Origin of the sequence: Oleisolibacter albus, from assembly GCF_003336875.1 — a bacterium.
Classification (GTDB): Bacteria; Pseudomonadota; Alphaproteobacteria; order Azospirillales; family Azospirillaceae; genus Niveispirillum; species Niveispirillum album.
In genome coordinates, this window is sequence record NZ_QGNJ01000003.1 from 186,812 (window position 1) to 211,664 (window position 24,853).

Genomic DNA, 24,853 nt, shown 5'->3' on the forward strand with positions numbered 1-24,853 from the left:
GGCCCATGCCATGCCCGGTGCCCGGCAGCAGCCCGGGGCGCACCCGGCTCCCCCGGGTGCGCCCCGCCGGCTCATTGCAGGGTGCTGTCCTTGTCGTCCTTCGGGTCGTCCACCAGTTCCAGCAGCAATTCAGTGCGGGTGGTGGGGCGGTCGCGGCTGGTCAGCTCCTTCACCGCCGCATCCACTGCCGCCGTGGCGCCCAGGGACTGGACCTGGACACTGTTGCTGATGCCACCCTGGGCGACCATCCCGAAGCTCGGGCCGGAGACATCGAAGTTGGCGGCGTTGGCCACTGCCGCGGCGGCGATGGACAGGGTGCCGCGCACCCGCACGCCGGCATCGCCGGCATCCACCGTACCGCGCGGGGCCAGCAGGGCCACCGAGGGCACCTGATCATCCTCCGTGTCCGGATCGAAGGCACCGATGCCGGCGCCGCTGGTGCCGGCTTGGGCATCCACCAGATAGACCGGGCCGGGCTGGGTGGTGATGGTCACCGGCGGATAGTTGGCGCTGGTCTTGGGTCCCTGGCCGGCATTGAGGTCGCCATTGGAGGACCAGAGGATGATGTTGTCGCCGGCCTGGGTGAACAGGCGCGACTGGTTCAGCACCAGACTGCCGTCGGTGAAGCTGTAGATGCTGCCACCGCGCAGGCTGAGGATCCCCTCGAGGCCGGAGGGGATGGAGATGATGGTGCTGGTGTAGACCGTATTCTGTCCGGGAATGCCGGAGATGAAATCGTCCGTCCGCGGCCGGCCCAGCAGCAGGTTGGTCAGCGCACTGTTGCGGCGCTGGATCTGCTGATCGGTGCGCACGGTGGAGCCGGCCAGGATTCGGCCGCCAGGGCCGAGGATGCGGATATCGCCGCCCCAGCCGGTCTGGATCGTGGCCAGGCGCAGATCGAGATCACCGGTGGATTTCGTCTCGCCCACGGCCCCCAGCCCGCCGCTCAGGCCGTTCTGGGTGTAGCCCAGGCTGGCCGGGAACAGCAGGTTCACGGCGGTATAGCCACGGGAATATTGCAGGTAGGAATTGCCCTTGGGATCGGCCGCCGCTCCCAGCTCGTTGAAATAGACCTTGTCGATCAGGAAGCGGCGCTGCGTCAGCACATCCAGGCTGGTGAAGGCCTCATAGGCCTGCTGGAAGCTGGGGCTCTGGCCGGCGGCCACGCCCTTGGCCGCCAGTGCCTCGGGATGCTCGGCCTGCATCCAGGCGATGAGGATGGGGGCATAGAGCGGCTTGTCGCGGAAGACCTCCGTTTCCTCCACGGTGAAGCCGGCGACGGTGCGGACCGTGCGCTTCTGCTCGAACAGATCATCCTCCAGCTTGTCGAGATTGGCCGGGTTCAGATAGGTCTCGCGCAGCGCGCTCCAGTCGGCGCCGTTGCCGACACCGAAGAAGGTATAGAGGTCGGTGCCGCCGGCCGCAGCCACCAGGCTTTGCAGATAGGGGTTCATCTCGGCCCCGACCGAGAGGATACCGCCGCCCAGGTTCATGTTGGACGTGGACCAGGAGTTCCCGGATCCGTTCGACAGGAAAAGACCGATCTCGGCACTGGAGGCGAAGGGTCCCAGATCGCGCCCGGCTTCCAGGAACAGGGCGCCGGAGCCGCCGATCATGAACAGGTTGCCGGCCACGGTGGGGCGATAGTCGCCCGTGACCACGGCACCGTTGCTGTTGACCAGCCCATAAGGCGAGCGCCGCGCCAGGACGGAGCTGGCGGTGATATCGCGGCCAGCGGTGATACGGCTGATATCGTCAGCGCCGAGATTCTGGCCGATGAAGACCATGTTGACGATGTCGTTTCCGGCGCTGATCCGGGCCTGCTTCGGCAGGAACAGCGACAGGTTGCTGATATCGCCGCCGGCCGCCATCCGCACCGGGCTGTTGTCGCGGTTGGTCAGGAGAAATTCACTGTGGTTGTAGCGCTTCTGCGCCTCGCTCTGGCCCGGCAGGATATAGGGCAGTCCCCATTGCCGGCCGTTGGGGGTGGGATTGCTGCTGGCATTGCTGAACAGGACGTTGGAGAACAGGCCGGGCAGATAGCCGGGATCGCTGTCCTCCATATTGATCACCACGGCGCCGATGTTGCCACCGGCCAGGACCTGCAACTGGCCCGTGGCGTCAGGATAGAGGGTCAGGTGCCGAGTTCTGCCGGCTTCAGGCATGGAATAGAGGTCGACATCTCCGGTTACCGACAGCACCGACAAGCTGCCGGGCAGCAGATCGTAGGTCTTGCTGGATTCGCTTTCATACGCTTGATAAGCGACATCTCCGTTGGCGCGGAGGTCGAGGCTGGCGCCGGGGGCATAGGTGAAATCCAGGTTTTCCGTATTGTTGTTGTCACTGGCGGTATAGGTTGCCACCTCCGACAGGAACAGACTGCCGCCGGCGCTGACAGTGACATCGGCATCATAGAGGCGCAGACGCAGACCGTTGGTGACCGGCGGGAAAGCACTGCCAGTTGCCGATGCAGTAGCGACATTGCCCAGCGCGCTTAGGTCGGCCCGGCCAGACGCTACGTCCACCCGATTGCCCAGCAGTGACTTGCCAGCGCTGGCTGTGACATCTCCTCCGCCGAACAGGTACAGCAGGTTGGTACTGCCAGCACTGGATTTAACGGTGCTGGCCGCGGCGACCAGGGTGACGTCGGATATATTGCCGTTGGCTACCACGGAAATATCCCCGCCGCCGAGCGCGCCAAAGCCCTCAGGAAAGCCCATCAGCGCGCAGGCGAGGCTGGTACAGGTCGCGTTGACCACAGCACCAGCCTGGATTGTGCCCTGGGTCGTCTGATAAGCGGAGCCGCCCAAACCGTAAGTGGAGCTTTGACTGTTCACCCGCACACTTAGCACATCGCCACCTGCGGTCACGCGGATATCGCCACCGTCAGTCAAATAGTAGCTGCCAGCCGCAGGTGTAAGGCGGAAGGCTGGGAGGTTAACCACGGCGCCGGTCAGCGGGTCGGACAGGGTCCGTGCCGGCAGCGATGTCAGCTGCCGTCCCGCCGTATAGACCGCGGACCCGCCCAGGGTCCGAGTGTTGCTGCCTTCACGGAAGGTGGGCAATGCCGTGCTGGGATCATAGAGCTGAACATTGCCGGCGGCGCCCAGGCGGATCGTTCCAGTTCCCGTGCGCACGAAAGTCTGCGCCGTATAATAGTTGGTGGTTCCGGAAATGCTCCAATTGACCCGCGACAATAGCGAGACGCCATTGCTGGTCAGGTCCGTGCGGGTCAGCAGCCCGGCCAGAATGCCGATGGGAACATTGCCGACCTGGGTGATCGTGAAGTTCAGGCCGTAGGCCGCATAAGCATTGGTATAGGCTGCGCGCTCGGTTGCCGACAGTTGGTTGCCATTATAGTTGAGTGCGACCCTGGCATTCGTGCCGTAGGTGGCGGCATACCAAGCGGCCCATGCGTTCAGAGCCAAACCACCGGTCGGCAGACCGGTCGCACTTGTAGTATCGAACAGCACATCGCCGGTGAAGCTGGCCGCAGGGGTTGTCACCGTCCCGGATGTGGCTCCGCTTATCATCAGCCGGCCTGTGGAGACAGGCAGAGTACGATCCGGTGCCGTGCTGTCACTGGCTCCGGCCACCAGCCGATAGGACCAGCTGTCGGCCGCGCTGCCGTCGCCCAGAGAGGGGAACAGTTGGGCGGCATTGAAGGGGCGGGCACTGTCCGTCGGCGAAACGGCATTGGCATCGGCCGTCAACCGGACCGGGTTGTAGATGGCAGGTGGATTCGCACTATCGTTGTTGACGAGCACCAGCGTCGTTCCCGTCAGCGGGATGATGCGGTTACCGGTCTGGCCGCGCAGATAGGTTAGATTCTCTCCATCGGCGAAGGTGAAGAAGCCATCATTCACAGCCTTGTTGATGTTCACGTCCCCGCCGGCGCGCAGGGCCAGGATACCGGCTGCCCCCCCGACCGTGCCGTCGACGCGGTAGAGCAGGCCCGTATGCCGGGAGAAGATGTCACCTTCGCGGCCGCTGACGGCCACATGGGTGCCGTCAGCCAGACGGGTGATGGAGCCGTCGGCAACACCGGCGGCATAGTCCACGGCACCGGCGGCCAGGTTCCAGGGCGCATCCAGACTGATGCTGCCGCTGTAGGACAGTTCCACGCCCGGCGCGGCGGTGAAGTTGGTCAGCCGGGCGAGGCTGCCGATGGAGCCGGAGACATCGAAATCCTGGACGAAGCTGACCATGGTCTCGTGTCTGCCGCTGGCGTCGCGGTCGGCCAGGAAGTTCAGCCCGCCCCGGACATCATAGCTGAAGCCGGTGCTGTCGCTGTAGCGCAGCCCGTCCTGGCCGGTGGCCGGGTTCAGGCTGGCGGTGCCATTGCTGATGGTGACACCGGTATAGGTGCCGCTGGCGGCAACCTGGGCCAGATCCCAGCGGCGGTACCCTTCGAGCACCACACTGGCAGCGCCGCGGATGCTGCCGACGGCATCGGCCACGGCGACATTGACACTGCCGGATCCGGCGCTGCCGATAACGGGCGTGCGCAGATGCACGCTGCCGCCCCGGTCGCCGGTGACCACCTGATAATTGACCACGCCGGCGCGCACGATGCGCACCAGCCGGTCGCCCGGCCGTCTGGCCGAGACATCGATGACGGCGCCGCTGTCGATGCGGATGGCGCCGCTGCGGCCGCTGATGGCACCGTCGGCATCGGTGCTGGTGCTGCCGGCCAGGAAGTCGGTGCCCAGGGTGACGGTGCCGCCGCTGGCGCTGCGGCTGTCGTCATTGCGGCCCACCGTGTCGCTGCCATAGCCCTTGGCCGACGCATCGATGATGGCGGTGGAGTCCAGCGTGACGCCGCTGCGGCCATAGAGGCTGACATCGCCGCCATTGATGCCGGAGGTGTCGATGGTTCCGGCGATGCGGATAGCGCCGCCGTCGGCGGTCAGGGACAGGCTGCCGGTCTTGACGCTCTGCCCGGCCTCCAGCACCAGATCACCGCTGCCGCTGCGCAGGCTGATGCTCTTGTCGAAGCCGGCCGCGGTGCCGGAGCGGACGAGGGCGGACACGTCCAGGGCCGCCCCGCTGTCGATGGCAAGGCGGGCGCCGCCCTCCGGGGCCTTGCCGTCGATCCGCCCGTCCAGGGCCACGCTGCCGCCGGCGCTGAGCGACAGGCTGCCACCCGCCCCGCTGCTGCCGCCCACGGACAGGGTGCCGCTGCTGCCGAGCCGGATCGTGCCGGTGACGGCGGTCAGGCTGAGGCTGCCACCGGGCGCCGTAGCGTTGACCTGGTCATCGCTGGCTCCGAACCGGGCGGTGAAGCCGGGCGTCTCCACCACGGCGCCATCGCCGATACGGATGTCGCCACGGGTGGCCTTGATATCCAGCTTGCCGGCGGTGGCACGCACGCGGCTGCCGCTGATATCGACGCTGGCACCGCTGAGGGCCAGGGACGATCCGGACAGGCCCGCGGGCAGGGTGATGCTGCCGGCCCCGGCCGTGTCGATCGACAGGGCGGCCAGGCTGGTCAGGCTGGCCTGGGGGGCGACATCGGCGCCGGCCGCTGTCTGCTCGTCGCGGTCGCCGAGATAGGGGGTATGCAGGCGCAGGTCGGCCAGGCCGGCAGCCAGGCCACCGCTGCCGCGGGTGAAGAGGCCCGCGCTGGCGCTGAGATCAAGGCCGCCGCCGAAGCCGGCCTGGGTCACCATGCCGGGGCCGACGACGATCTCCTTCGCCGTCAGGGCCAGCTGGCCGCTGCCGCAATCGGCGCTGCACACGGCGGCGGCGCTGTTGACATTGCCCAGGGTCAGGCGGTCGGCGCTGATGCTGACGCTGCCGCCATCGAGACTGCGCAGGGTGGGCGCGTCCAGGCGCAGCGTGCCGAAGCTGTAGCTACCGGAGGCCAGATCGATGCTGCTGCGGGCATTGAGGGTCAGGGCCCGGCCGGTCAGCGTGGCCTGCAACGCCGGTGTCAGCACGATCCCGGTGCTGGCGCTGGCTCCCAGGGTGATGCGGTCGGCCCCCAGCGCCACGCTCTTGACCTCCGACAGGCGGACATCGCTGGACAGGCTGAAGCCGCCGCTGCTGTCCAGCAGAAGGCTTTGGCCGGCCAGACTGGCAGCGCCGACGCTGAGCATGGCGGTGCCGGCCACGGTGCCGTTGCGCGCCAGCAGACGCTCCGGCCCGTTGGCGATGCGGACCAGGGCACCGGTGCCGGCGATGGCCGCATTCGCGCTGTCGGCGGCGCGGCCGACGACGTAGTTGGTCGTGCGACTGTCGGCCAGGGTCCCGGTGGCAGCAATGGCGGCGCCGTCGGCCAGGGTGATGCTGCCGCTGGCCAGCAGCAGCACTTCGCCTGCCGTCAGCACATGGGCGGCATCATTGGCGATGGTGATGCGGCTGGCGATGACGGGGGTATAGATCTCGACGGGCGGGGCGGCGGAGTTGGAGGGGCGGGTGGTCCGGCTGGCGCCCAGCAGGGTGGAGCCGTCGGACTGCTCCACCCGGGTGCCGCCGATCAGCAGGCTGTCGGCCTTCAGGGCGGACAGCGTACCGGCGGTGAGCACCAGCCTGTCGCTGGCCGGGGTGGCCGGCAGGGTGGAGACGATGTCGATGACCGCGGCGGAGAGATCGACCTGGCTGCCGCGTCCGCCCTCGGCGGCCGCGGTCAGCATGTTGCCGTTGACGGTCAGGCTTCGGGTCGGGGCCAGGATCAGCCGGCCTGCATCGCGGGCCAGCTGCGGCACGGTCGTAGAGTTATGCGCGGCCTGTTTGGCGAAATAGTCGTTGCCGGTGGTCAGGACGATCTTCGAGTATTTCAGGAACACGTCCTGGCTCTGCACGTCGAAGGCGCGCAGCGTATGGTCGGTGCCGGTGAGGGTGCCGAGTTGTCCGGCCACGGTGACGGTGCCGTCCAGCGAACCGCTGTGGAAATCAGGGGCGATCTTGCCGGCCAGTTCGGTGCGTTCCACCACGCGGACGCCGCCAGGCAGCATGGCGTACTTGGCCGGCAACAGCGTGTACCAGCCGGCGGCGAGGCCGGGCACGTCGCTGAGATAGACACGCTGGCCGACCAGGCTGCCGCTATAGAGGTTGGCATAATCGGCGGAATAGATCGGATCATAGGCGCCGGCCACGGCCGCGTCGGACAGGCCGGGGACGATGGCATAAACCTGACGGCCGTCGGGATAGAGGTAGCCGTTGCCACTGCTGTAGCGGTCGGCATTGTAGCGGTCCAGCACGTCGCGCGTGCCGGTGTTGCCGGGCACGAATTCATAGGCATAGACATCGCCGCCGCCGGAGATGTCAACGGTGGCGCCGGTCTGGATATCCACGGTGCTGCCGTTGATGGTCAGCCGTTTCTCCGGCGGGGCCACCAGGGCGCTGCCGCCGGTGGGCGTGAAATACCATTCCACCCCGTCGGTGGTGGTGCCATAGGGGATCTTCAGCCCGTTGGCGGAGACGGAGGTCTGGCTGCCATCACGCAGGGTCACCGCGCCGGTGGCGTTGAAGGTCAGGCTGCCCAGAGGAGCACGCAGCACGCCACCCTGGACAATGTCCTTGGCGGTCAGCGTCAGGCTGGACCCGGCCGAATAGGGCGTGGCCGGCAGGACCGCCGTGGTCCGGCCCAGGGTGATGGTGCGGCCGGGAGCGCTGAGATTGAAGCTGGTTCCGGTGGTGGCGTAGATCTGGGCAGCGCTGAGGTTGAGATCGCCGGTGACCGAGAGGGTGCCGCCCAGAACCCCGTCGGTGCCAAGAGAGCGTATCTGGACGGAATAGGGGGCGCCGATCAGGCGCAGGTCGCCGTCGCTGATCAGGGCCAGATTGCCGGTGGCGCGGATGCCACCCGCCACATCCACAAGGCCGCCATGCAGGGTGATGCTGCCACTGCCGCCGAGGGTCGCGCTGGAGGCGGTCTGGGCGGCACTTTCCAGCCGGACATAGGCGGCGTCAATGCGCAGGGTACCATCACCGGCACGCAGCCAGCTGTTGATGCCGCCGGCGGGATAGTTGACGTCGGCAGCGGTGATGCCGGTCAGGGTGAAGCGGCCGGGCAGGCTCAACTGCACATTGCCCGTGGCCGTCAACGTGCCGACGGCGGTGAAATTGACGAAACCGGCCGCGGTGATGGCGTCGGCGGCCAGGGGGCCGGTGGACTGGCTGAGGGTCGGATCGCGCACCAGCAGACTGCCGCCGCTGGCGCCGCCGCCACCGCCGCCGGCAGAGATGCGGGCACCGTTCCCCAGGTCCAGGCCGCCATAGGCGGAGAGTGTGCCGCCATTGCTCCAGACCGGTGACAACTCGTAGGCGGAGCGCTGCACCAGGCCGCTGCCGCGGCCCAGCTGGTCATAGCGGTCGCTGCTGCCGCGCAGATCGAGCACGGCGCCCGATTGGACCGTGCCGTCGTCGGCGGTCCGGGTCCCCTCGATGGTGATGTGGAACCCGCGGCCCGTCCCGCCAAGGGTCTGGCCCACCACGGGGGCCGCGGCTTCCAGGGTGCCGCCGGCATAGATCCGTCCCTGGGTCAGCGCGGAATAGACGCCGTTCTTCAGGCCGAACGCGCGGGGATTATGCAGGCTGATGCCGCTGAGGTCGGTGGTGCTGCCGGCGGCCAGGACGATGCCGTCCATGGCCCCCAGTTCGCCGAGCAGATAATAGCCTGTCTCCATCGTGTTGTTGGTGCCGAAGATTTCGGCATTGGTGGCCAAGCGGAAGCTGTTCGCCCCTGTCACCTTGATCAGGACGCCGCCTGTGTTGGTCCGGGTCTCGCAGCGGTTGCTGGTGATGCAGCCGGCATCGAGATTCAACAGCCGGGTGATGTCCTGCCCCTCGACCTGGATGCCCCGGATCAGGCGGGCGTCCAATGTGTCGAGCGTGCCATAGCTGAACAGGGACGCGGATTGGGTAATGGTGCCGCCATGGATGACAATGCTGCCCGCATTCAGCAGGCGGCCCACGGTCAGCCGGCTGCCGGCATCGCCCAGGATGGCTCCGCCGGAGCTCACAACCAGCTCCAGCGATCCGCCCAGGGCCAGGCTGGTGCTCTCCCGGTCATAGGCATCCGTGGGAATGGCGGCGGTGAGGACGCTGTAGACATTGCCACCGCTGGCCAGATCGCGCAGGGCCGTTGCCTGGTCAGCCGTCAACAGCGCGGCCCCGGGCAGGGCGGTGTGGGTCAGGCGCAGCGTCTGCCCCTCGCCGATCTCCAGCGTCTGGGTGGCCAGCATGGCATGATAGCCGCCCAGATTGTTCAGCGTGTTCGCGAACAGCGCGGTCTTGTTGGAGGTGATGGTGTAGGTGGCGAAGCCATGGGTCGCCAGGAAATCCAGCGGCAGCTGTGTGCCCGTCTGTGCGGCCACGCCGTCGCCGAACGAGAATTCCGGTGTGACCAGGGAGAAGCTGCCGCCACCGGCGAAGCCGTCGCTGCGGATGCGGGCTGCCGGGGCGATCAGCACCCGTGCCCGCACCTTGTCCGGGTTCCTGGGCAAATTGCCGTCGTCCGGTCCGGTCGCCACGCCTGTCGATGTCTGGCTGGTCCGTGCACCCTGGCTGGTTGCCCCCGTAAAATAGGCCGTGTCGGCGGAGAGGCTGAGATTGCCGCCCCTGCCGGACAGGTCGAACCCGGCATCGGCCAGGACCCGGCCGCCGGCCGACAGGTCCAGCAGGGCGGTTTCGTTGACCAGCACACTGCCGCTGACATCGACATACTCGCCGGTCCGTGAGAGGCCGACGGTGGCCGCTTCCGTTCCCGCCTTGGGGGCGACGACATTGGCAGCGGCGGTGATGGTGATGCTGCCGCCATCGAGATAGGCACCGCCAGTGACGTCCTCGTTGCTGCGGTCCCGCAGCAGATTGACCCAGCGCCCGGCCACCGACAGCGCGCCATCGACGATGACATCATAATCGCCGGCCATGGGCAGATTGCCTCTGGTCGGATTACGCAGTGGCTCGAAGATCGAGCCGGTGGCTCCGATCGCGTTTCCAGCCAGAGGCGTGTCGTTGACAGCGGTGTAGTAGGTGCCCAGCCGCGCCGTCTTCAGCAAGATCTCGCCGGAGGGGGCGGTGATCGCGGCGCCCTTGGCGATGGTGATGGTCTGGCCGGCCAGCACGTCGAGGATGCCGCCATAGCCCAGCCGCACATGGGCGCCGTCGGCGATGGTGAAGGTTCCGTTGGTGGTGACGGAGACCTGCCCCAGCCCCGTCAGCATGGAGTCCGACAGGGTGACCACGCGCAGGCGGGCGTCGAGCGCCGCCTGCTGCTCGGCATTGCGCGTCGGCGCCGTCAGGGTCACGGTCCCGGTGGCGGCATCCATGCTCACGGTCTGCAGCAGCGGCAGATCGCCGGCCAGGGCGCCGTAAGCGCCCGCCGCGACGATCTCCACATCGCCACCGCCGGGATAGGGGTTCCCGGTGCCGGAGCCGCGGCCCAGATCGTTGATGACCAGCAGGGCATCGGCCGGCAACTCGTCGCTGCTGCCCTGCATGTGCCGCCGATCACCCGTCAGGCCGGATCTGGCCGTCCCCTCCTTGCCCAGGCTGGCCTGGATACGGCCGGCATAGGCTTCGCCATAGAGAGTCCCGTCCAGCACTTGGCTGGAGCCATAGATCAGCACGGCACCGGCGTCGGCGCCCAGGGCATAGGGGCTGGTCTGGCGATAGATGTTGCTGAGCGGATCACCATAGGTGGTGCTGACGCCCCAGCGCGGCTGGGTGACGGTGGTGCCGGTATAGATGCCGACATACTGCACGTTGGGATCAGCGCTGCCGATATCGACAATGCTGCCGTCGGCGGCGATCAGCTTGGTGGTGCGGACCGGCCCGCCTTCGAACCGGGTCCAGCCGCCGGAAACATCCAGGCTGGCGCCCTGCTTGATCACCACGCCGGGGCCGGGGGTCAGGCCATTGGCCGGACGGCTGCCGGAGGTGGGAACCGTGCCACCGGCGATGGTGATGGTCCCGCCACTGGTCATCAGTTCGGCTGCTGTTGCGCCCACCTGCTCGGCATAGGCGGCGGCATCGATCAGCGGTGAGCCGACCCAGCGGGTGCCGTCGGCGCGCACACCCGACAGCCGCGGGTCCACATAGACGGTGGCGCCCTTCAGGACACTGCCATCGCGGTAATTGGGGGTGTTGGCCAGATCATTGCCGGTCACCGGGCTGATCTTGATCAGGTTGCGGCTGGCCGGAATAGTCACGTCCTTCAGGCCGGACGCATCGATCACGGCGCCGCTGTCGATCAGCACCTGGCCGCCGCTGATGGCGGACTGGGACACCGTGTCGAATGCGTCCGTGCTGGCACCGCCGGTGGTGGTGTTGAAGCCGATGCGGATATCGGCTGACGGGGCGTAGATCAGGCTGCCACCGGCGATCTCCACGCCGACGGTGGTTTTGTCGACCCCCGTGGTGGTGGGGGTGCCGTCGATCTGGATGAAGGACGGGCGGAAATTGGCCAGCGAGGTGCTGTCGGTGGGCAGGGCGGTGGGGCTGCTGTCGGGCAGGATGCTGATGACGCTGTTGGACAGCAGCGACACGATGGGGGCGCTGAGCTTGATGGCGCCGTTGCGCGATACCGAGGTGCTGGACAGCAGAACACCGTTATTGACGACCACACCCGCTTCCTGATCCAGCTGACCGGTTCGGGTGTTATAATTGGCCTTGCCGGCCAGCATCTGGATGGACCCGCGGGCGGATTCGATCAGGCCGGTGTTGGTGGCCACACCACCGAGGCCGGTGGTGCTGGTGTTCGTGCTGGCGGCGCGGAAGGTCAGCCCATGGAAATTCTGGCTTTCCGTGGAACTGAGCTTGATGTCGTTGGGATTGGCCTCGTTGGTATCGCTTTTATTGACACCGATATAGGCCGTTCCAGCCAGAAGCCCGATATCGCCATTGGCCGCGGACAGGCTGCCGGCATTCTTCACGGTCATGCCGGACAGGACCAGATAGCCGTCGCCGGTGCTGGTCAGGCGCGCCCCGGCGGCCACCTCCACCGTGCCGGTTCTGGTGGTGGGGGCGGTTTCCAGCTGCAGCCGGGTCATGCCATCCAGGAATTCCTGGCTGCGCTCCACCAAGGTGCGCTGGACCTGCACATTGTTGACGGTCTTGGTCCGGGCACCGATCTCCAGGGTGGAGGCCACCAGCGAGCGGGTGTTGACCTGGGACGAGCCGGTGAACAGCACGCCATTCTGATTGAGGATCATCACCAGCCCGTCGGCCTTGATCGAACCGGCGATGGTGCTGGGAGCGGTGGAGCCGACAACGCGGTTCAGCACGCTCCAGTCGCTGTTGCCCTTCTGGTCGAAGACCAGGGTGGTGTTGCTGCCGACATTGAAGCTGTTCCAGGACAGCACGGCGCGCGACTGGGTCTGGTCCACCGTGACGGTGGTCTTGCCGTCGCTGGTGCTGCTCTTGACCTGTTCGGCGGCGCCATCCCAGGTCAGCAGCCCTTCGAGATTGGTCGGGTCATTGTTGCGGCGTTTGTCGGTGACCGGCATCAGGCCGCCGGTGGCGATCCCGTCGGGAATACCCGAACCCGCGGCGATGGCAGCAGCCCGTGCCGCGGCCTGCGCCTGGCGGGCAAGATCGGCGGAGGCACCCACGCGGCCCTGGATCTGGATCTGCCGCAGCATGGCATTCTGCTGCGCTCCGGTCAGCACGGCGGAGCTGCCGGCCCCGGCGGGCAGGGCGGCGGCCATGGCCTTGCCCTGCCCGCGCACGCTGGACAGGCTCTGCGCCGCGGCCGGTCCGGACGGCACCATGCCTGCCATCAGCGCCAGCGACCCCAGGGCCAGAGTGCGGGCCAGGGCCGCACGGCTGGTTCCTCCCAGCAGTCCGCGCTTGAAGGGGGAGCACGGGCGGATCAAGGCGGTGGTGCCGGACATGGGCGGGCTCCTACGGATCAGGTCGGGTCGGCGTGGCGGACGGATGGGACAGCCGGGGGTCGGACAGCCGGGGATCGCGGACTGGGACGGGTGGGGCGGCCGGTCGGCGCGCCCCGTCCCGCCACGGTTCAGAACTTGGCGTTGAGGTCGATCTGCAGCACATCGACCGAGAAGGGCAGGTTGTTGACCTCATCGGCGCTGAGCCAACGGGCGTTCAGCCAGACATTGTGGAACAGGCCCAGATTGCCGCTGACCGTGTAGCCCTTGGCGTTGGTGCCGCCCAGGTGGAAGTCGCTGTCGGTGAAGGCGTCCAGCACGGCATCGGACTCCAGCCGGCGGTAGGAGGCCGACAGGTTCCATTGGAACGGCTCGGTGGTGCTGGGGTGTCCGACCGTGGCCCGCACCATCCAGCCAGTATCGCCGCCGTAATAACGGTCCGGGTCGGCGGTGTTGACATTGGTGACCGGGACATAGAACTGCCCGCTGGTCGGGGCCTTGCGCTGGCTGAAGCCCAGATTCTTGACATAGTCGCCGCGCAGATTGACGACGCGGCCCTGGCCGATCGAGGCTTCGCCCTCCAGGCCGAGATTGAGGATATGGAAATCCTGCGACAGGCCGAAATACTGGACCTGCTTCTGCTGATCCGGGTTGGTGGCCGTGGGGAACAGCAGATTACGCAGCAGGAACAGCGTATTGCCCTTCTGCATGAAGCCGGGGCGCGTGCCGTCGGTGGCGCAATAGCTCTTTTCCGGCGTGATCTCACAGGCCGGGTCCAACCGGCCGCGCACCCCGTCGAAGAAGAAGTAACCGGCAGCCCCCTTGACTCGCCAGTGGTTCTTCTCCTCCCAACTGGCACCCAGCTGTCCGGCCCAGAGCCAGCGGTTCTCATTGTCCACCGTGGGCTTGTCAGCGGCCACGGACGGGCTATTGTTCGAGCGGAAATCCAGCGGGAAGGCGCCGGCGGTGGCGAACAGCTTGGCCCCGCCCAGCGGCACGGTGCCGGACACCGCCATTCCGTCGAAGTTCAGATCGTCGTCGAACATCAGCTCGGTGGTGAAGAAGGGGTTGGGCAGCCGGCCCACCGCCACCGTCACCGCGTCGATCGGCTTCATCTCCACATAGGCGCGGTCGAGCCAGATCTCCTTCTTGCTGAGACCACCGCCGAGCGTCTGGTTGGTGGAAACCGGGCTGCCGTCGGAGCCGGTGGCCAGACGGATGGTGGCGGTGACATTCTCCGCCACATCGGCGCTGACGGCCAGCCGCGCCCGCAGCCGGGCCACGGCTTCGCGGTCGTTCCGCGTGTTCAGCGTCGCGCCACCAGCCGGATTGGTCACCGGGTTCACATCGAGACCGCCGCCATTGTTGATGGCGTTGAAATCCAGGTAGCCGGCGAAATTGCCGGAATCATAATATTGGCTTTCCAGGCGGGCGCGCAGATCGCCGCTCCAGCGGATGCGGCGGACCCAGTCGGGGAAGCCGGGCGCGGCCCAGCCTTCCTCCTTGGCCTGCTGCATGACCTCGCCGCGCACCTCGTTCTTGATCTCGTCGCGCACGGTCTGTGGGATATAGGGCACGCGCACCGCGCCAGGGGCCACCGCCGCAGCCGCCGGAGCCGGCGGCTGCCCCTGGGGAGCAGCCCGCGCCGCCTCGGCCTTGGCCTGGGCCAGCAGGGCATCGGCGTCGGACTGGTCCAGCACGCCGCGGGCCACCAGACGCTGGATCAGCTTGTCGACAACGGCCATTTCCGGCGAGGTCTGCTGGGCCAGGGCCGGGGCGGCCGTCATGGCCAGCAGCACGGCCGCGGAGACGCCGCCGATGAGCCGGGCGCGCCGGGCGGTGCGGGACACGCGATCCGGTCCCGCCATGGCTGCGGAGCGCAGCGACGCAACGTGAGCAACCATGTGCATCTTCCTTACGCTGTTCACTTGTTCATCCCCCCACGGCCCGTCCGGTCAGCATGACGGTGCGCGGAAAGCGCATGCTGGCGGGGGGCGGCTGATCGAGCGTGACCTTGGTCAGGACGGCCACCAGGGCCTCGTCCATGTCGGCAGTGCCGGATGAATCCGCCAGCTGGACCCGGGTGATCCGGCCGGCGGCGTCCAGCCACAGGGAAAAGCGGAGCTGGCCGCGGAAATTGGCGGTGCGTGGGTCCGCCTCCAGCGCCTGCTTCATCACGGCGGTCAGATAACGGCCATAGGTGCCTTCGAAGAAACCTGTGCCGGCGCCGGTACCCCCGGCCGTGCCGCTGCCCATACCGCCGCCGCCGCTGCCGGCGGCGATATCGAAACTGTCCCCGCCGGCCTGGGCCGGCGCATCCATGGTCATGCGGTTGCCGGCCGGGGGCGAGGGCGCCGGTTTCGGCGCTTCTGCCGGCTTCGGTGCGGCGCTGGGCTTCGGCGGGGGGATGGCGGTTGGCTTCTGTGGTTCGGGTTCCGGCTTGGGCTGCTGCTGCGGTGGAGGCGTCGGCGGCGGCGGGGGCGTCACCGGCAGGATGGCGGACAGCATGGTCCGCTGCCGTGTCCGGGTTGTCTCCTCCCCGGACAGCGACCACAGCAGCGCGCCGACACCCAGCAGGACCAGGAGCACCACGCCCCGTTTCAGCCAGGTCCGGCCCCGATGAGGATGATGGGGGCTCATGGTCTGTGCCTTCGCATGGGGGGCGTCAGGACCCGGCCGGCGGCGGTTGCAGCTTGCCGGTGGCCAGCCCGACCTTGGTCAGTTCCAGCTTGCGCAGCAGGTCCAGCACCTCGACGACGCGGTAATAGGGCACGCCGCCGCTGCCCTTCACCACCACCGGGAATTCCGGTGTCAGCGCCTGCTGCACGCGCAGGCGCTGTTCCAGCACCTCCAGCGTGACGGGGACGGCTTCATAGAAGATGTCCCCGGCATCGTTGATGGTGATGGCCTTGGTCTGGGATTCGATCTGGGCCGCGGTGCTGGCCTTGGGCAGATCGACCTTGATCCCCTGGACCGACGCGGTGGTCATGATGATGAAGATCACCAGCAGCACGAATGCCAGATCCAGCATCGGCGTGATGTTGATCTCGTCGTAGCGCTTGCCCTTGCCCTGGACGTTCATGGCGGCCCCCTTACTCACCGGCTTGGGGGATGGCACCGAGACCGTTGCGGCGGTGCAGTTCGGCCAGACGCCCCACCAGCCGGTCGGAGAAGACCTGCAGGCGGTTGCTGACGCTGTTGGCGCGGGTTGACAGGTAATTGTAGCCGAACAGGGCCGGGATGGCGACGGCCAGACCGGCCACGGTGGCGGCCAGGGCCGCGGCGACACCGGGGGCGATGGCGTTGACATTGACGTCACCGGCCAGGGAGATGGCGGCGAAGGTGATCATCACACCCAGCACCGTGCCCAGCAGGCCGATGAAGGGGCCGCCGGCGATGGCGATGGTCAGCAGCACCATCCAGCGGTCCAGCCCCTCGGTCTCCTCGACCCGGGCTGCATCGATGGCGCCGCGGATCGATTCCACAGCCTCGTCCGACAGGTGCGGGTTGTGCTCTTCAGCATGTCGGTCCAGCAACTCGGCCAGTCCGCTGCGATAAATGCGGAAGAGGGCGGAGTGGCGCAGTTCGGACTGCTCGTTGGCGCTCAGCGTGCTGAGGTCGCCGCGCCGCTCGCGGAACAGCTCCTGGAAATATTCGTCTGCCTCGACCGTGCGGTTGATGTAGCGGCTCTTGGCGCCCATCACGATCCAGGAGATCACGGCCATGATCCCCAGGACGATGATGATGGCGACGGCATCGACGGTCAGGTTCTTCCAGATCACGCCGAAATAGCCGAAGCCGCCGGCGGCCAGCTCCTCGTCGGCGCCGAAGCGCAGCAGCGGCGTGCCGGTGCCCTGGCTGAGGCGAACGGCCTGGAAATAGGCGGCGCTGCGGGCCGTGTTCGACAGGCGCAACTCGTCGACCTCGCCGACGAAGCCGGGGATGACGGCCGGGGGCGCTGCCGCGGGATCGCTTCCGGTCGTGGGAGCACTGCCGGCGGACGTGCCGGTGACAGGAGCCGCCGGGAGCGGGGCCGGGGCGCCGCCGAGAATGGCTGTGCCGGTCAGGACCGGTACGGCCTCGGCCAGGGTGGCGACCGCCTGGCCGTTGACATAGAGGATCAGGGCGCTGGTAGTGCCGGTGACGGCCAGATGCGTCCAATCGCTGCCCAGCGGGCCAGTGCTGGCGATGCGCTTGGGCGCGACGCCAGGCAGCTGCAGTTCGGCATAGGGGATGCCGGCGGCCAGACCCAGGGTCAGAGTTCCGGCATCGTTGCGCAGAGCATAGAGGATGGCGTCGCCGGGCGTGGCCTGGGGCTTGGCCCACATTTCCACGGTGAAGCCGTCCGGCTGGGTGATGCTGGCAGCCGGGGCCGGAATGGTCAGCGGCGCCGTGCCGGTCAGCCGCAGATCGCGTCCGGCGATGCCGGCCGTGCCGAAAGCGGCGGCACCGTCCAGCGGCGTGCGGTTGGCCGTGGCATCCTCGGTGGTGCCGGGGAAATGGTAGACGGCCCGGTAGAGCGGATCATAGGTGCGCGCCGGAGTTCCGGCCGCCGCCGCATCCTTGTTGCCGAAATAGAGCCAGAGCTTGGTCTGGCCCGCCGGCAGCAGCTCCGGCAACTCGACCCAGATCATAGCCAGCCCGGCTCCGGGATCGTAGCTCTCGATGCGGAACGACAGCGGGGTCTTGTCGTCGGCGGCGATGAAGCGCAGGTCCTTGCCACTGGGGTCGGCGTCGGCGAAGGCGAAGGCCGCGCTGTCGAGCCGGACCAGCAGCGGAAAGCGGCGGACCGTATCCGGCAGCTGGCTGCCGGCCGCGGCCGTATCCACAGTGATTTCCTTGCGGAAGGTCCAGGCCTGGTCCCACCAGGCCTTCGCCGGGCCGGGCCCAAGCAGGCACAAGGCTGCCAGGAGAAGGGGGAGGATTCGCAGGGACATTGTCTTCCTCGACTTGGCGGGCGGTTCAGAATTGGGAGCGGAGATTGAAGTGCAGCCGCGGGTCATGGGCTTGAGTCACAGTGCTGTCCCGCAGTGGCCAGGCCACATCCAGGCCGCCCTGCAGATAGCGCTGCAGTTCCAGGGTGGCGCCGACGCCCACGGCGGCCAGGTCATAGCGCGCGACCTGTTCCGGCAGCGGGTCCTTGAGCCAGACGCGCCCACCCTCCACGAAGATATGGAGCCGGGCATCGCGGATGATGTCGGGCCAGAGCGGGGCGGCGGAGGGACTCCGCAGTTCGACGGCGCCGAGCATGCCGTCATCGCCCAGGGCCTCGGCCGAAAGATAGCCACGCACGCTGGATGCACCGCCCAGCGCGAACTGTTCATTGGAGATCAGGGGGCCGTCGGCCAGCTGGCCCGACAGGCGCGAGACCAGCTGCAGATCCCAGGGCAGCGTCAGCGTCTGCCCATAGTTCAGGGCGGCATAGACGAAGTTGGTGCGGGCATAGGCGCGCTTGTTGGCGAACTCGTCGCTGTCGCTGCCCAGCCCGCGCGTGCCCATGGTGACGCTGAGCAGCGCCGAGCCCGACCAGTCGTCAATGGCCCAGGCCGCGCTGTAGCCCGCCGTCACCGGCCAATAACGCACGGGCGAGCCGATGCTGTCCGGGCCGTAGCCCAGCTTCTCCTTGAAATCCTTGTAATCCGCCCCGATCAGGAAGGTCTGGGCGACGTCGCGGGCGTCGGGCAGCTGGTAATAGGCTCGAAGCGACACGGCACCGCCGTCGCCGACCACGGTGGCCCCGGCCAGGGTGGCGACATTGCTGTTGGAGATATAGCCGGACAGGTCCAGGCTCCAGCCGCTGCCCGGGAACGGCGCCCGGTAGGAGGCGGCGAACAGTTCGGATTCCTTGCGGTCCTTCGGCGCGACCACATAGGTCAGCGAGGCCGTGTGGCCGAGATTCCACAGATCGGCGTAGCTGATCGTGGCGCTGGCCCGCAGGGCCGTGGTGTCCTGCCCGTGGTCGTTGTTGAGATCGGCGGCGACGGACAGCGGGTTCTCGTCCTTGACGACAAGATCGACATCGATCTCGCCCGGAGCCGAACCCGGCTTCGGCACCGGCTGGATCTGGCGGCCGGGTTGTCCGTTCAGCTCGGCCAGTTCCTGCTGGGCCTGGGTGAAGTTGGGAACCGTGCCTTCCCGCAACGCCGGCACGCCGGCCTTGATGGCATCGCCGTCGTAATATTGCGCCCCGCTGACCGTCAGCCGACCGATCCGCCCTTCGGTCACAGACAGATGGATGACACCGGCGACCACCCGTTGCTGCGGGATCTCCACCAGCACAGTCTGGTATCCCGCCTGATGATAGGCTTCCTCCAGCGCGGCGCGCGCGGCATCGAGGTCCGCGAAACTGCGGCCCGGGCCGACATGGGGCAGGATGGCGCGCTCGATGCTGCGCACATCCAGCACGCTGTTGCCGTCCACCACGATCTCATTGATGTCGAAGGTGCGCACGGCGGCCGGTGCGGGCGTATCGGCCCGCGCCTCCACGGCTATGGCAGCCTGCGCCAGCGTCCCCAGGCCGAACACACAGCCGAGAAGCATCCGTCGCTGCCAACGCGGCAGCGGCTTGCAACCCCAAACGCGCATCACGCGAACCCCCGTCGTCACCATCTCCGCCGCGGCTGCCGGCGCTGCCATCCCTGCCTGCGCCCTCTTTGCCGCAGATGCTGCGGGGCAGACAGAAACACCGCGCGGGGTGGAGGGAGTGAAGATGATCACACCCGATACCCTGCGCGATTGGTAAGAAAACAACCTGGATGGGTGGTGCTTATTGCACAGATGGTGGGCTCCCGGAACCAAATTCACGAGTAATCATTGCTAAAGTTTCGTGAACCTCGGCTCCGGCCGAGTCGATGTGAAACAAAATCTAAAAAGAACAATATATTGTTTTATGCGTACTCGTGAATGGCTTTGTATTCATCGTTTGACTGCGGCCACGTGTTTTGCCCCTCAATGTATGCGCTGTGCGTGCCGTGGGGATGATCGGCCCGGCCATGGGGGGATTGGTTTCATCTTTTCTTCTCGTGTGCGTCTAGGACTCCTGCAGTTCTGTTCTGTGTCCCCTTGCGCTGGGCGTCGGTTCTGACGCGGCGTTGCCGATCTGTATCCATCTGCTGCGAACGGTCTTAGGATGGCGGGCGAGGAGCATTGATCCATGGCCTGTTCCCCTGCCGATCTGCCGCTAATGGCCGATATGTCCACCAACAGCATCGAGCGCTTGGCCGCTGCTGTCGGCTTGCGTAGCGGCAGCCATGCGGCGGCCGATGTCGTCCGGCTGGCCGCTTATGCGCGCATCGCCAGCCAGTGGGCCAAGCGCCACCGGCTTGAGGGGCGGGAGGACGAGGCCGGGCGTTTCTATGCCTTGAAGAATGCCGCCTTGCGGAAGCTCTCCCGCACCGGGTTTGCCCAGGTGTCCGTACTTCGGGCGCTGCCGCGCGACGAGGTGCTGCTCTGCCCGGCCCATCAGGCGATCTATGCTGCCGATGCCGCTGCCAGTCGGGGGGCGACGGGCGATCCGCTGCCGGAGGGTCAATGGCTGCTGTGGAACCGGGGCCTTATCGACGACTGTCCAGACTGTCAGATCTATCCGGTCGGGGATTACAACGACCTTTACGATATCCAGGTGCGGGTGGAGCGGCTGCGCTTCGGCTTTCACCTGCCCCTGCGCGAGGGTGAGGGGTTCCTGCCGCCGCCCGATTACCTGCCGGACCGGCAGGAGCGCCCTGGGCGCGGCACACGGCCGGGACGCTTCCGCTTCGGTTCCGCCATTTCCCCGCGCGATGCCCGCCGCTTCCCGGCGGCGCTGGTGGCGGCACGGATCGAAGCCTTGACCTGCACCTGAAGTCCGCTTGGCAGCCGCGGTGGCCGGGTCCATCCTGTCCACGGCCAATACAGGGAGGCGCCCCCGTGACAAGCACCGTGATCCTGACTGTGGTCGGCAGTGACCGGCCCGGCCTCGTCGAAACCCTGGCCGATGCCGTGCTGGCGGCCGGCGGCAACTGGCTTGAAAGCCACCTGTCCCATCTGGCCGGCCGCTTCGTCGGCGCCGTGCTGGTGGAGGTGCCGGCCACGGCGCTGGACGGGCTGCGGCAACGTCTTCAGCAGGCGGACTCCGCCGGTCTGACGGTGACCCTGGTGGAGGCCGGACCGACGCCTGAATCCGTGGCAACGCCGATCCAGCTGGATCTTGTCGGCCAGGATCGTCCGGGTATCGTGCGGGAGGTGACGCGCGTCCTGGCCGGTCTTGGAGTCAACATCGAGTCCTTCACCACCGAATTGGCGCACGGCGCCTGGTCCGGGGAACGGCTGTTCAGGGCGCGGGCGGCGTTGCTGATCCCCGACAGCCTGAAGCTGGATCAACTCCAGGCCGCGCTGGAGGATCTGTCGGGCGAGATCATGGTAGACATACGGCTGGGGGTTCCCGACAGGCGCGGTTGATGGTGGAGGGTCATCCGCCACCCATCAAGGCTGCCCGCTTGATGCGGGCCTTGTCCAGCCGCGCCGTCAGCTTGGCGATCTTGCGGTCCAGCGTCTTCAGCCGCTTGGCCCGTTTGCGGCCGCCCCTGTCCATTGCCGCCGCTGTCATCAGCGGCCGCACCCGGCGGTTGATGGCGATGCGCTGCTCCCGGCTCAGCTGTTTCCAGCCCTTCACCTCGCTCCGGCTGCGATGGCAACCCAGGCAGATGCCTTCCGGGCTGAAGCGGCAGATCTTGATGCAGGGATTATAAGGCTCATCCGTGGTCATGGGCCTCAGGAAGTGCTGCGGGGGCCGAAGGTGATGGGCATGGTGACGCTGAAGGTCTGTCCGGCCAGCGCGGGCGGTACCGGCGGCAGCGGTGAGGCCAGCCGCAGCAGCCGCAACGCTTCCTGGTCCAGATCGGCGGCGCCGGAACTGCGTTCGACCGCCACGCTCTGCACGCGGCCGCCGCGGTCGATGGAAAAGCGCACATAGACCAGACCAGTGTCGGTGCGGCGGCGGAAATTGTCGAGATGGGCCTGGATCCGGGCGATGTAATCATCCCGGCCGCTGCGGCCGGCCACCTGTGCGGCCGGCGTCATGACCAGGCTGCCGTGCGCGGCTGTGGAGGCCAGACGGATGGTCGGTACGGCCAGCCGCACCGGCGGTGCAGTCACCATCGGTACGGGGGGGGGCGTGATGGCCACCGCCTGGATCCGAACCGGTTGTCCGTCCTCCGGCCCCAGTACCCGCACCAACGTGCTGACCACGGGGGCGCCGTCGAGCTGTATGGCGCGCCAGCCGCCGGTCTGCAACAGTCCGGCCAGCCCCACTTGCACCAGCACGGCCACCATGGCGCCGACGAACCGCCGGCGGTTCCCAGCCGGATACCGATCCGGCGGCAGGCAGGGCAGGGCGGGGCTAAAACGGGTGGTCCGGTCCACCGGAACGGCACTCCTGGGCGACGGAAACGGCGAAGGCGAAACGGTGTGGTTCTAGCGCAGGAGATGGGGGCTGGTGTCGAGGATCGCCAGTCGGAAATCCGGACCCGGATCTGCACTGCGCGAAGATCCCGGCTGAACGGCCCGTTCATTTCCAACACACGGATGGGGGGCGATCCCACCCATTCGGGGAGGGACTGCACCGCGCCTGCGACCACTGCGCCAGCCGGATGCGCCGGGAGCAACGGTGTTTCCGGATGTTAAGCAAGCCACCCTCCCACCGGACAGATCGATGACGATGTCCCCTCTTCATCGCCGGCAGTTTCTGATCAGCCCGCCGGGGTCTGCCGCACCCGCCGGCTGGCGCCGGGTCCCGCTTCAGAACAGTCTGGAGCTGGCCTGCTGTCCCTGGCTGGAGCTGGAGAGATTGCCGGACGGCAATGGCGGGGAAGCGCTGCTGCTGGGTATCGCGGTGAACATCGATCCCGACAGCCCGCCGGGTCTGCGTCTCGGCCCCTGGTCGACGCCGGAGCAACTGGCGCGGCAGACCTATGCCTGGTCGGGCCGCTGGTGCCTGATTGCCGGTGGCGTCGTCTTGACCGACCCGTCCGGCCTGCTCGGCCTGTTCCTGACATCGTCGGCCTGTGGTCAGTCCGTACTGGTCAGTCCCAGTCTGGCATTGCTGCATGGGCTACGGCCCGACCTGCCGCTTCACCCCCGCCGGCTCGGCTGGTATGGGGCCAACTGGTTTCCGCCGCCCGGCTCCCGCATCAAGGGTGTGGACAAGCTGTTGCCCGACCAGGCTCTGGATCTCCGCTCGGGCGATATTCACCGGGCGGAGCGCTGGCAGCCGACGCGGTTCCGGGGGATGGGGGAGGCGGCTCTGGCGGCCATGCTGCTGTCCAGCCTGTCATGCTTCATGCGGGTCATGGCTGCCCGCTACGACCGGCTGGTGCTGGGCCTGACCGCGGGGCTGGACAGCCGGACGCTCCTGGCCGCTGCCCTGGCGTCGGGGGTCGAGGTGGACTGCGTCACCCATGCCGTGCCGCAGATCAGCCGGGCAGACAGAGACCTGCCGCCAACCATCGCGGCCAAGGCCGGCGTCTCCCACCGGTTGATCCGCCCGGGCCGCCTGGACCCGGAGCGGCAGCGCCAGTTCCAGCAGCATTGTTTCGGCAATGTTGCCGATGCTGACAACGGGTTATGGCCACGTGGCGGTTACGCCAACCTGAAATCGGGCGAGGTGCTGCTGCGCGGCGGCGGATTCGAGATCGGCCGCGACCGCATGGAGGACCGGCTCCGGGGACTGGACTGGGAGCAGGCTTTGACAGAACCGGAACGGCTGTTCACGTCCTATGACAGCTTCGGCAGTACCCGGCTGCTGGGCCGGCAGGCGGCGCGCTGGCTTGGCTGGGCAGCCCGTGGCAGCCGCGCTTATTCCCTGGGCGATCACTTCTACCGTGACCAGCGCATGGCCGGCTGGCTGTCGGCGGTGGAGCAGGGGGTCGACCTTCTGGATGGTCGCTGTGTCCAGGTGCTGAACAGTGCCTATCAGCATGATCTCATGCTGGCGGCCACGCCCGAGGCCCGTCGCAGTGGCGCCCTGCAACACCGGATCATCGCCCTGGCCGCACCGGGCCTGGCGGCAATGCCTGTCAATCCCGCCCTCGACAGCCGTCATCGGCGCCGTGTCCAGCGCTGGGCCTTGAAGCTGCGCCGCTGGCGGGGTGAACTGGCCAACCTGCCTTTCGACCGGCTGTCGGCCAGCTTGGCGCCGTTGATGCTCCTGGCTCCCTGATGCCGTTACCCTAACGCCTGTCGAAGCCGGTCGAGGCCCTGCGCCCGCCCGGGATGCACGAAGAAGAAGTTATGGACATAGTCCGGAGTGTAGCCGCCCTGGCCGGGCGGTTTCGCCAACTCCGGCCGCTGGTGCCGCTCGACATGGAATTCGGCGATGGGCGTCAGCCGCCCATGATCCAGGAACCAGCCGCCATAGCCCAGCCCCTCCAGGAACGTGCGGATACGATCCCGGGCGCCGGGAACATGCCGCTCCTCGCTGCCGACCATCAGGGTGGGATGGCTGCGGGCGATGGTCTGTTCCGCACCGCGCAGCACCGGATATTCATGACCCTCCACATGCACCTTCATGAAGGCCACATCTCTCAGGTCATAATTGTCCAGCCGGCGCACGGGCACGGTCAGGGTCCGGCGCGGGAATTCGGTGTTCACACCGCTTTCCAGGGTGCCGCGCGTGGGCAGGTCGCCGCCGCCATGCTGGGGGACAGCCAGCACGGCCTCCCCTTCCCGGTCGGAGAGGGCACAAGCCTCCACCCTCACCTTGGGGCCGAACTCCTGGCGCAGGCGGTCGGCCAGATCGGGAAAGGGCTCGAACGCCAGCACGGCGCGCGACCCGCGTGCCAGTTGCCAGGTGTAGAGGCCGCGATTGGCCCCGACATCCACGGCCAACCCCTGCGGGTCGCACAGCAGATGCACCAGGGGCAGCTCGATCTCGGCTGTCGCCAGGGCCTTGCGCATGCGGAACGACTGGCGCCAGGACCGGGGCACCAGCGGCTTCAGCAACTGCTTCGCCGCCGTAAGGGCAGAGGAAGTCATGGGCA

General features: G+C 67.6%; 12 protein-coding genes. 3 read left to right on the forward strand and 9 right to left on the reverse strand.

Features of this window, described 5'->3' with window-relative positions; all coding sequences use genetic code 11:
* Positions 1-71 precede the first annotated feature (71 nt).
* The 6 genes from DK368_RS05780 to DK368_RS05805 all read right to left on the reverse strand — a co-directional run bounded on the left by DK368_RS05780 (position 72) and on the right by DK368_RS05805 (position 19,379).
* Complete coding sequence (locus DK368_RS05780; protein WP_114392891.1) at positions 72-12,842, reverse strand: filamentous haemagglutinin family protein; 12,771 nt, start codon at positions 12,840-12,842, stop codon at positions 72-74.
* 128 nt (positions 12,843-12,970) lie between these two features.
* Positions 12,971-14,743, reverse strand: a complete 1,773-nt coding sequence (locus tag DK368_RS05785; RefSeq protein ID WP_162305893.1) for a putative porin — start codon at positions 14,741-14,743, stop codon at positions 12,971-12,973.
* A 28-nt stretch (positions 14,744-14,771) separates the two neighbouring features.
* Positions 14,772-15,431, reverse strand: coding sequence for an energy transducer TonB family protein (locus tag DK368_RS05790; RefSeq protein ID WP_162305894.1), 660 nt, complete (start codon positions 15,429-15,431; stop codon positions 14,772-14,774).
* 73 nt (positions 15,432-15,504) lie between these two features.
* Positions 15,505-15,921: an ExbD/TolR family protein gene (locus DK368_RS05795; protein WP_114392897.1), complete on the reverse strand. Its 417-nt coding sequence runs from the start codon at positions 15,919-15,921 to the stop codon at positions 15,505-15,507.
* 10 nt (positions 15,922-15,931) lie between these two features.
* Positions 15,932-17,668 carry a MotA/TolQ/ExbB proton channel family protein gene (locus DK368_RS05800; RefSeq protein ID WP_162305895.1) on the reverse strand — a complete coding sequence of 579 codons (1,737 nt, stop codon included), beginning with the start codon at positions 17,666-17,668 and terminating at the stop codon, positions 15,932-15,934.
* Between the two features lie 133 nt (positions 17,669-17,801).
* A complete protein-coding gene (locus tag DK368_RS05805) occupies positions 17,802-19,379 on the reverse strand; it encodes a ShlB/FhaC/HecB family hemolysin secretion/activation protein (RefSeq protein WP_162305896.1) in 1,578 nt (525 codons plus the stop codon).
* Between the two features lie 613 nt (positions 19,380-19,992).
* On the opposite strand from DK368_RS05805, the gene DK368_RS05810 reads away from it, so the two are divergent.
* On the forward strand, positions 19,993-20,679 hold the full coding sequence (locus DK368_RS05810) for a hypothetical protein (protein WP_155524485.1): 687 nt from the start codon (positions 19,993-19,995) through the stop codon (positions 20,677-20,679).
* 65 nt (positions 20,680-20,744) lie between these two features.
* Entirely contained in the window at positions 20,745-21,275 is a 531-nt protein-coding gene (locus DK368_RS05815) for a glycine cleavage system transcriptional repressor (RefSeq protein WP_114392905.1), read from the forward strand.
* Positions 21,276-21,285: 10 nt separating this feature from the next.
* On the opposite strand, the gene DK368_RS05820 is transcribed toward DK368_RS05815, so the two are convergent.
* On the reverse strand, positions 21,286-21,582 hold the full coding sequence (locus DK368_RS05820; protein ID WP_114392907.1) for a DUF1289 domain-containing protein: 297 nt from the start codon (positions 21,580-21,582) through the stop codon (positions 21,286-21,288).
* Positions 21,583-21,587: 5 nt separating this feature from the next.
* Positions 21,588-22,238 carry an energy transducer TonB gene (locus DK368_RS05825; protein ID WP_114392909.1) on the reverse strand — a complete coding sequence of 217 codons (651 nt, stop codon included), beginning with the start codon at positions 22,236-22,238 and terminating at the stop codon, positions 21,588-21,590.
* A gap of 289 nt (positions 22,239-22,527) precedes the next feature.
* Between DK368_RS05825 and DK368_RS05830 the strand changes: the two genes are divergently transcribed.
* Positions 22,528-24,033: a hypothetical protein gene (locus DK368_RS05830; RefSeq protein ID WP_114392912.1), complete on the forward strand. Its 1,506-nt coding sequence runs from the start codon at positions 22,528-22,530 to the stop codon at positions 24,031-24,033.
* 5 nt (positions 24,034-24,038) lie between these two features.
* On the opposite strand, the gene DK368_RS05835 is transcribed toward DK368_RS05830, so the two are convergent.
* Positions 24,039-24,848 (reverse strand): FkbM family methyltransferase, encoded by an 810-nt coding sequence (locus DK368_RS05835; RefSeq protein WP_162305897.1) that lies wholly within the window; start codon positions 24,846-24,848, stop codon positions 24,039-24,041.
* Positions 24,849-24,853 lie beyond the last annotated feature (5 nt).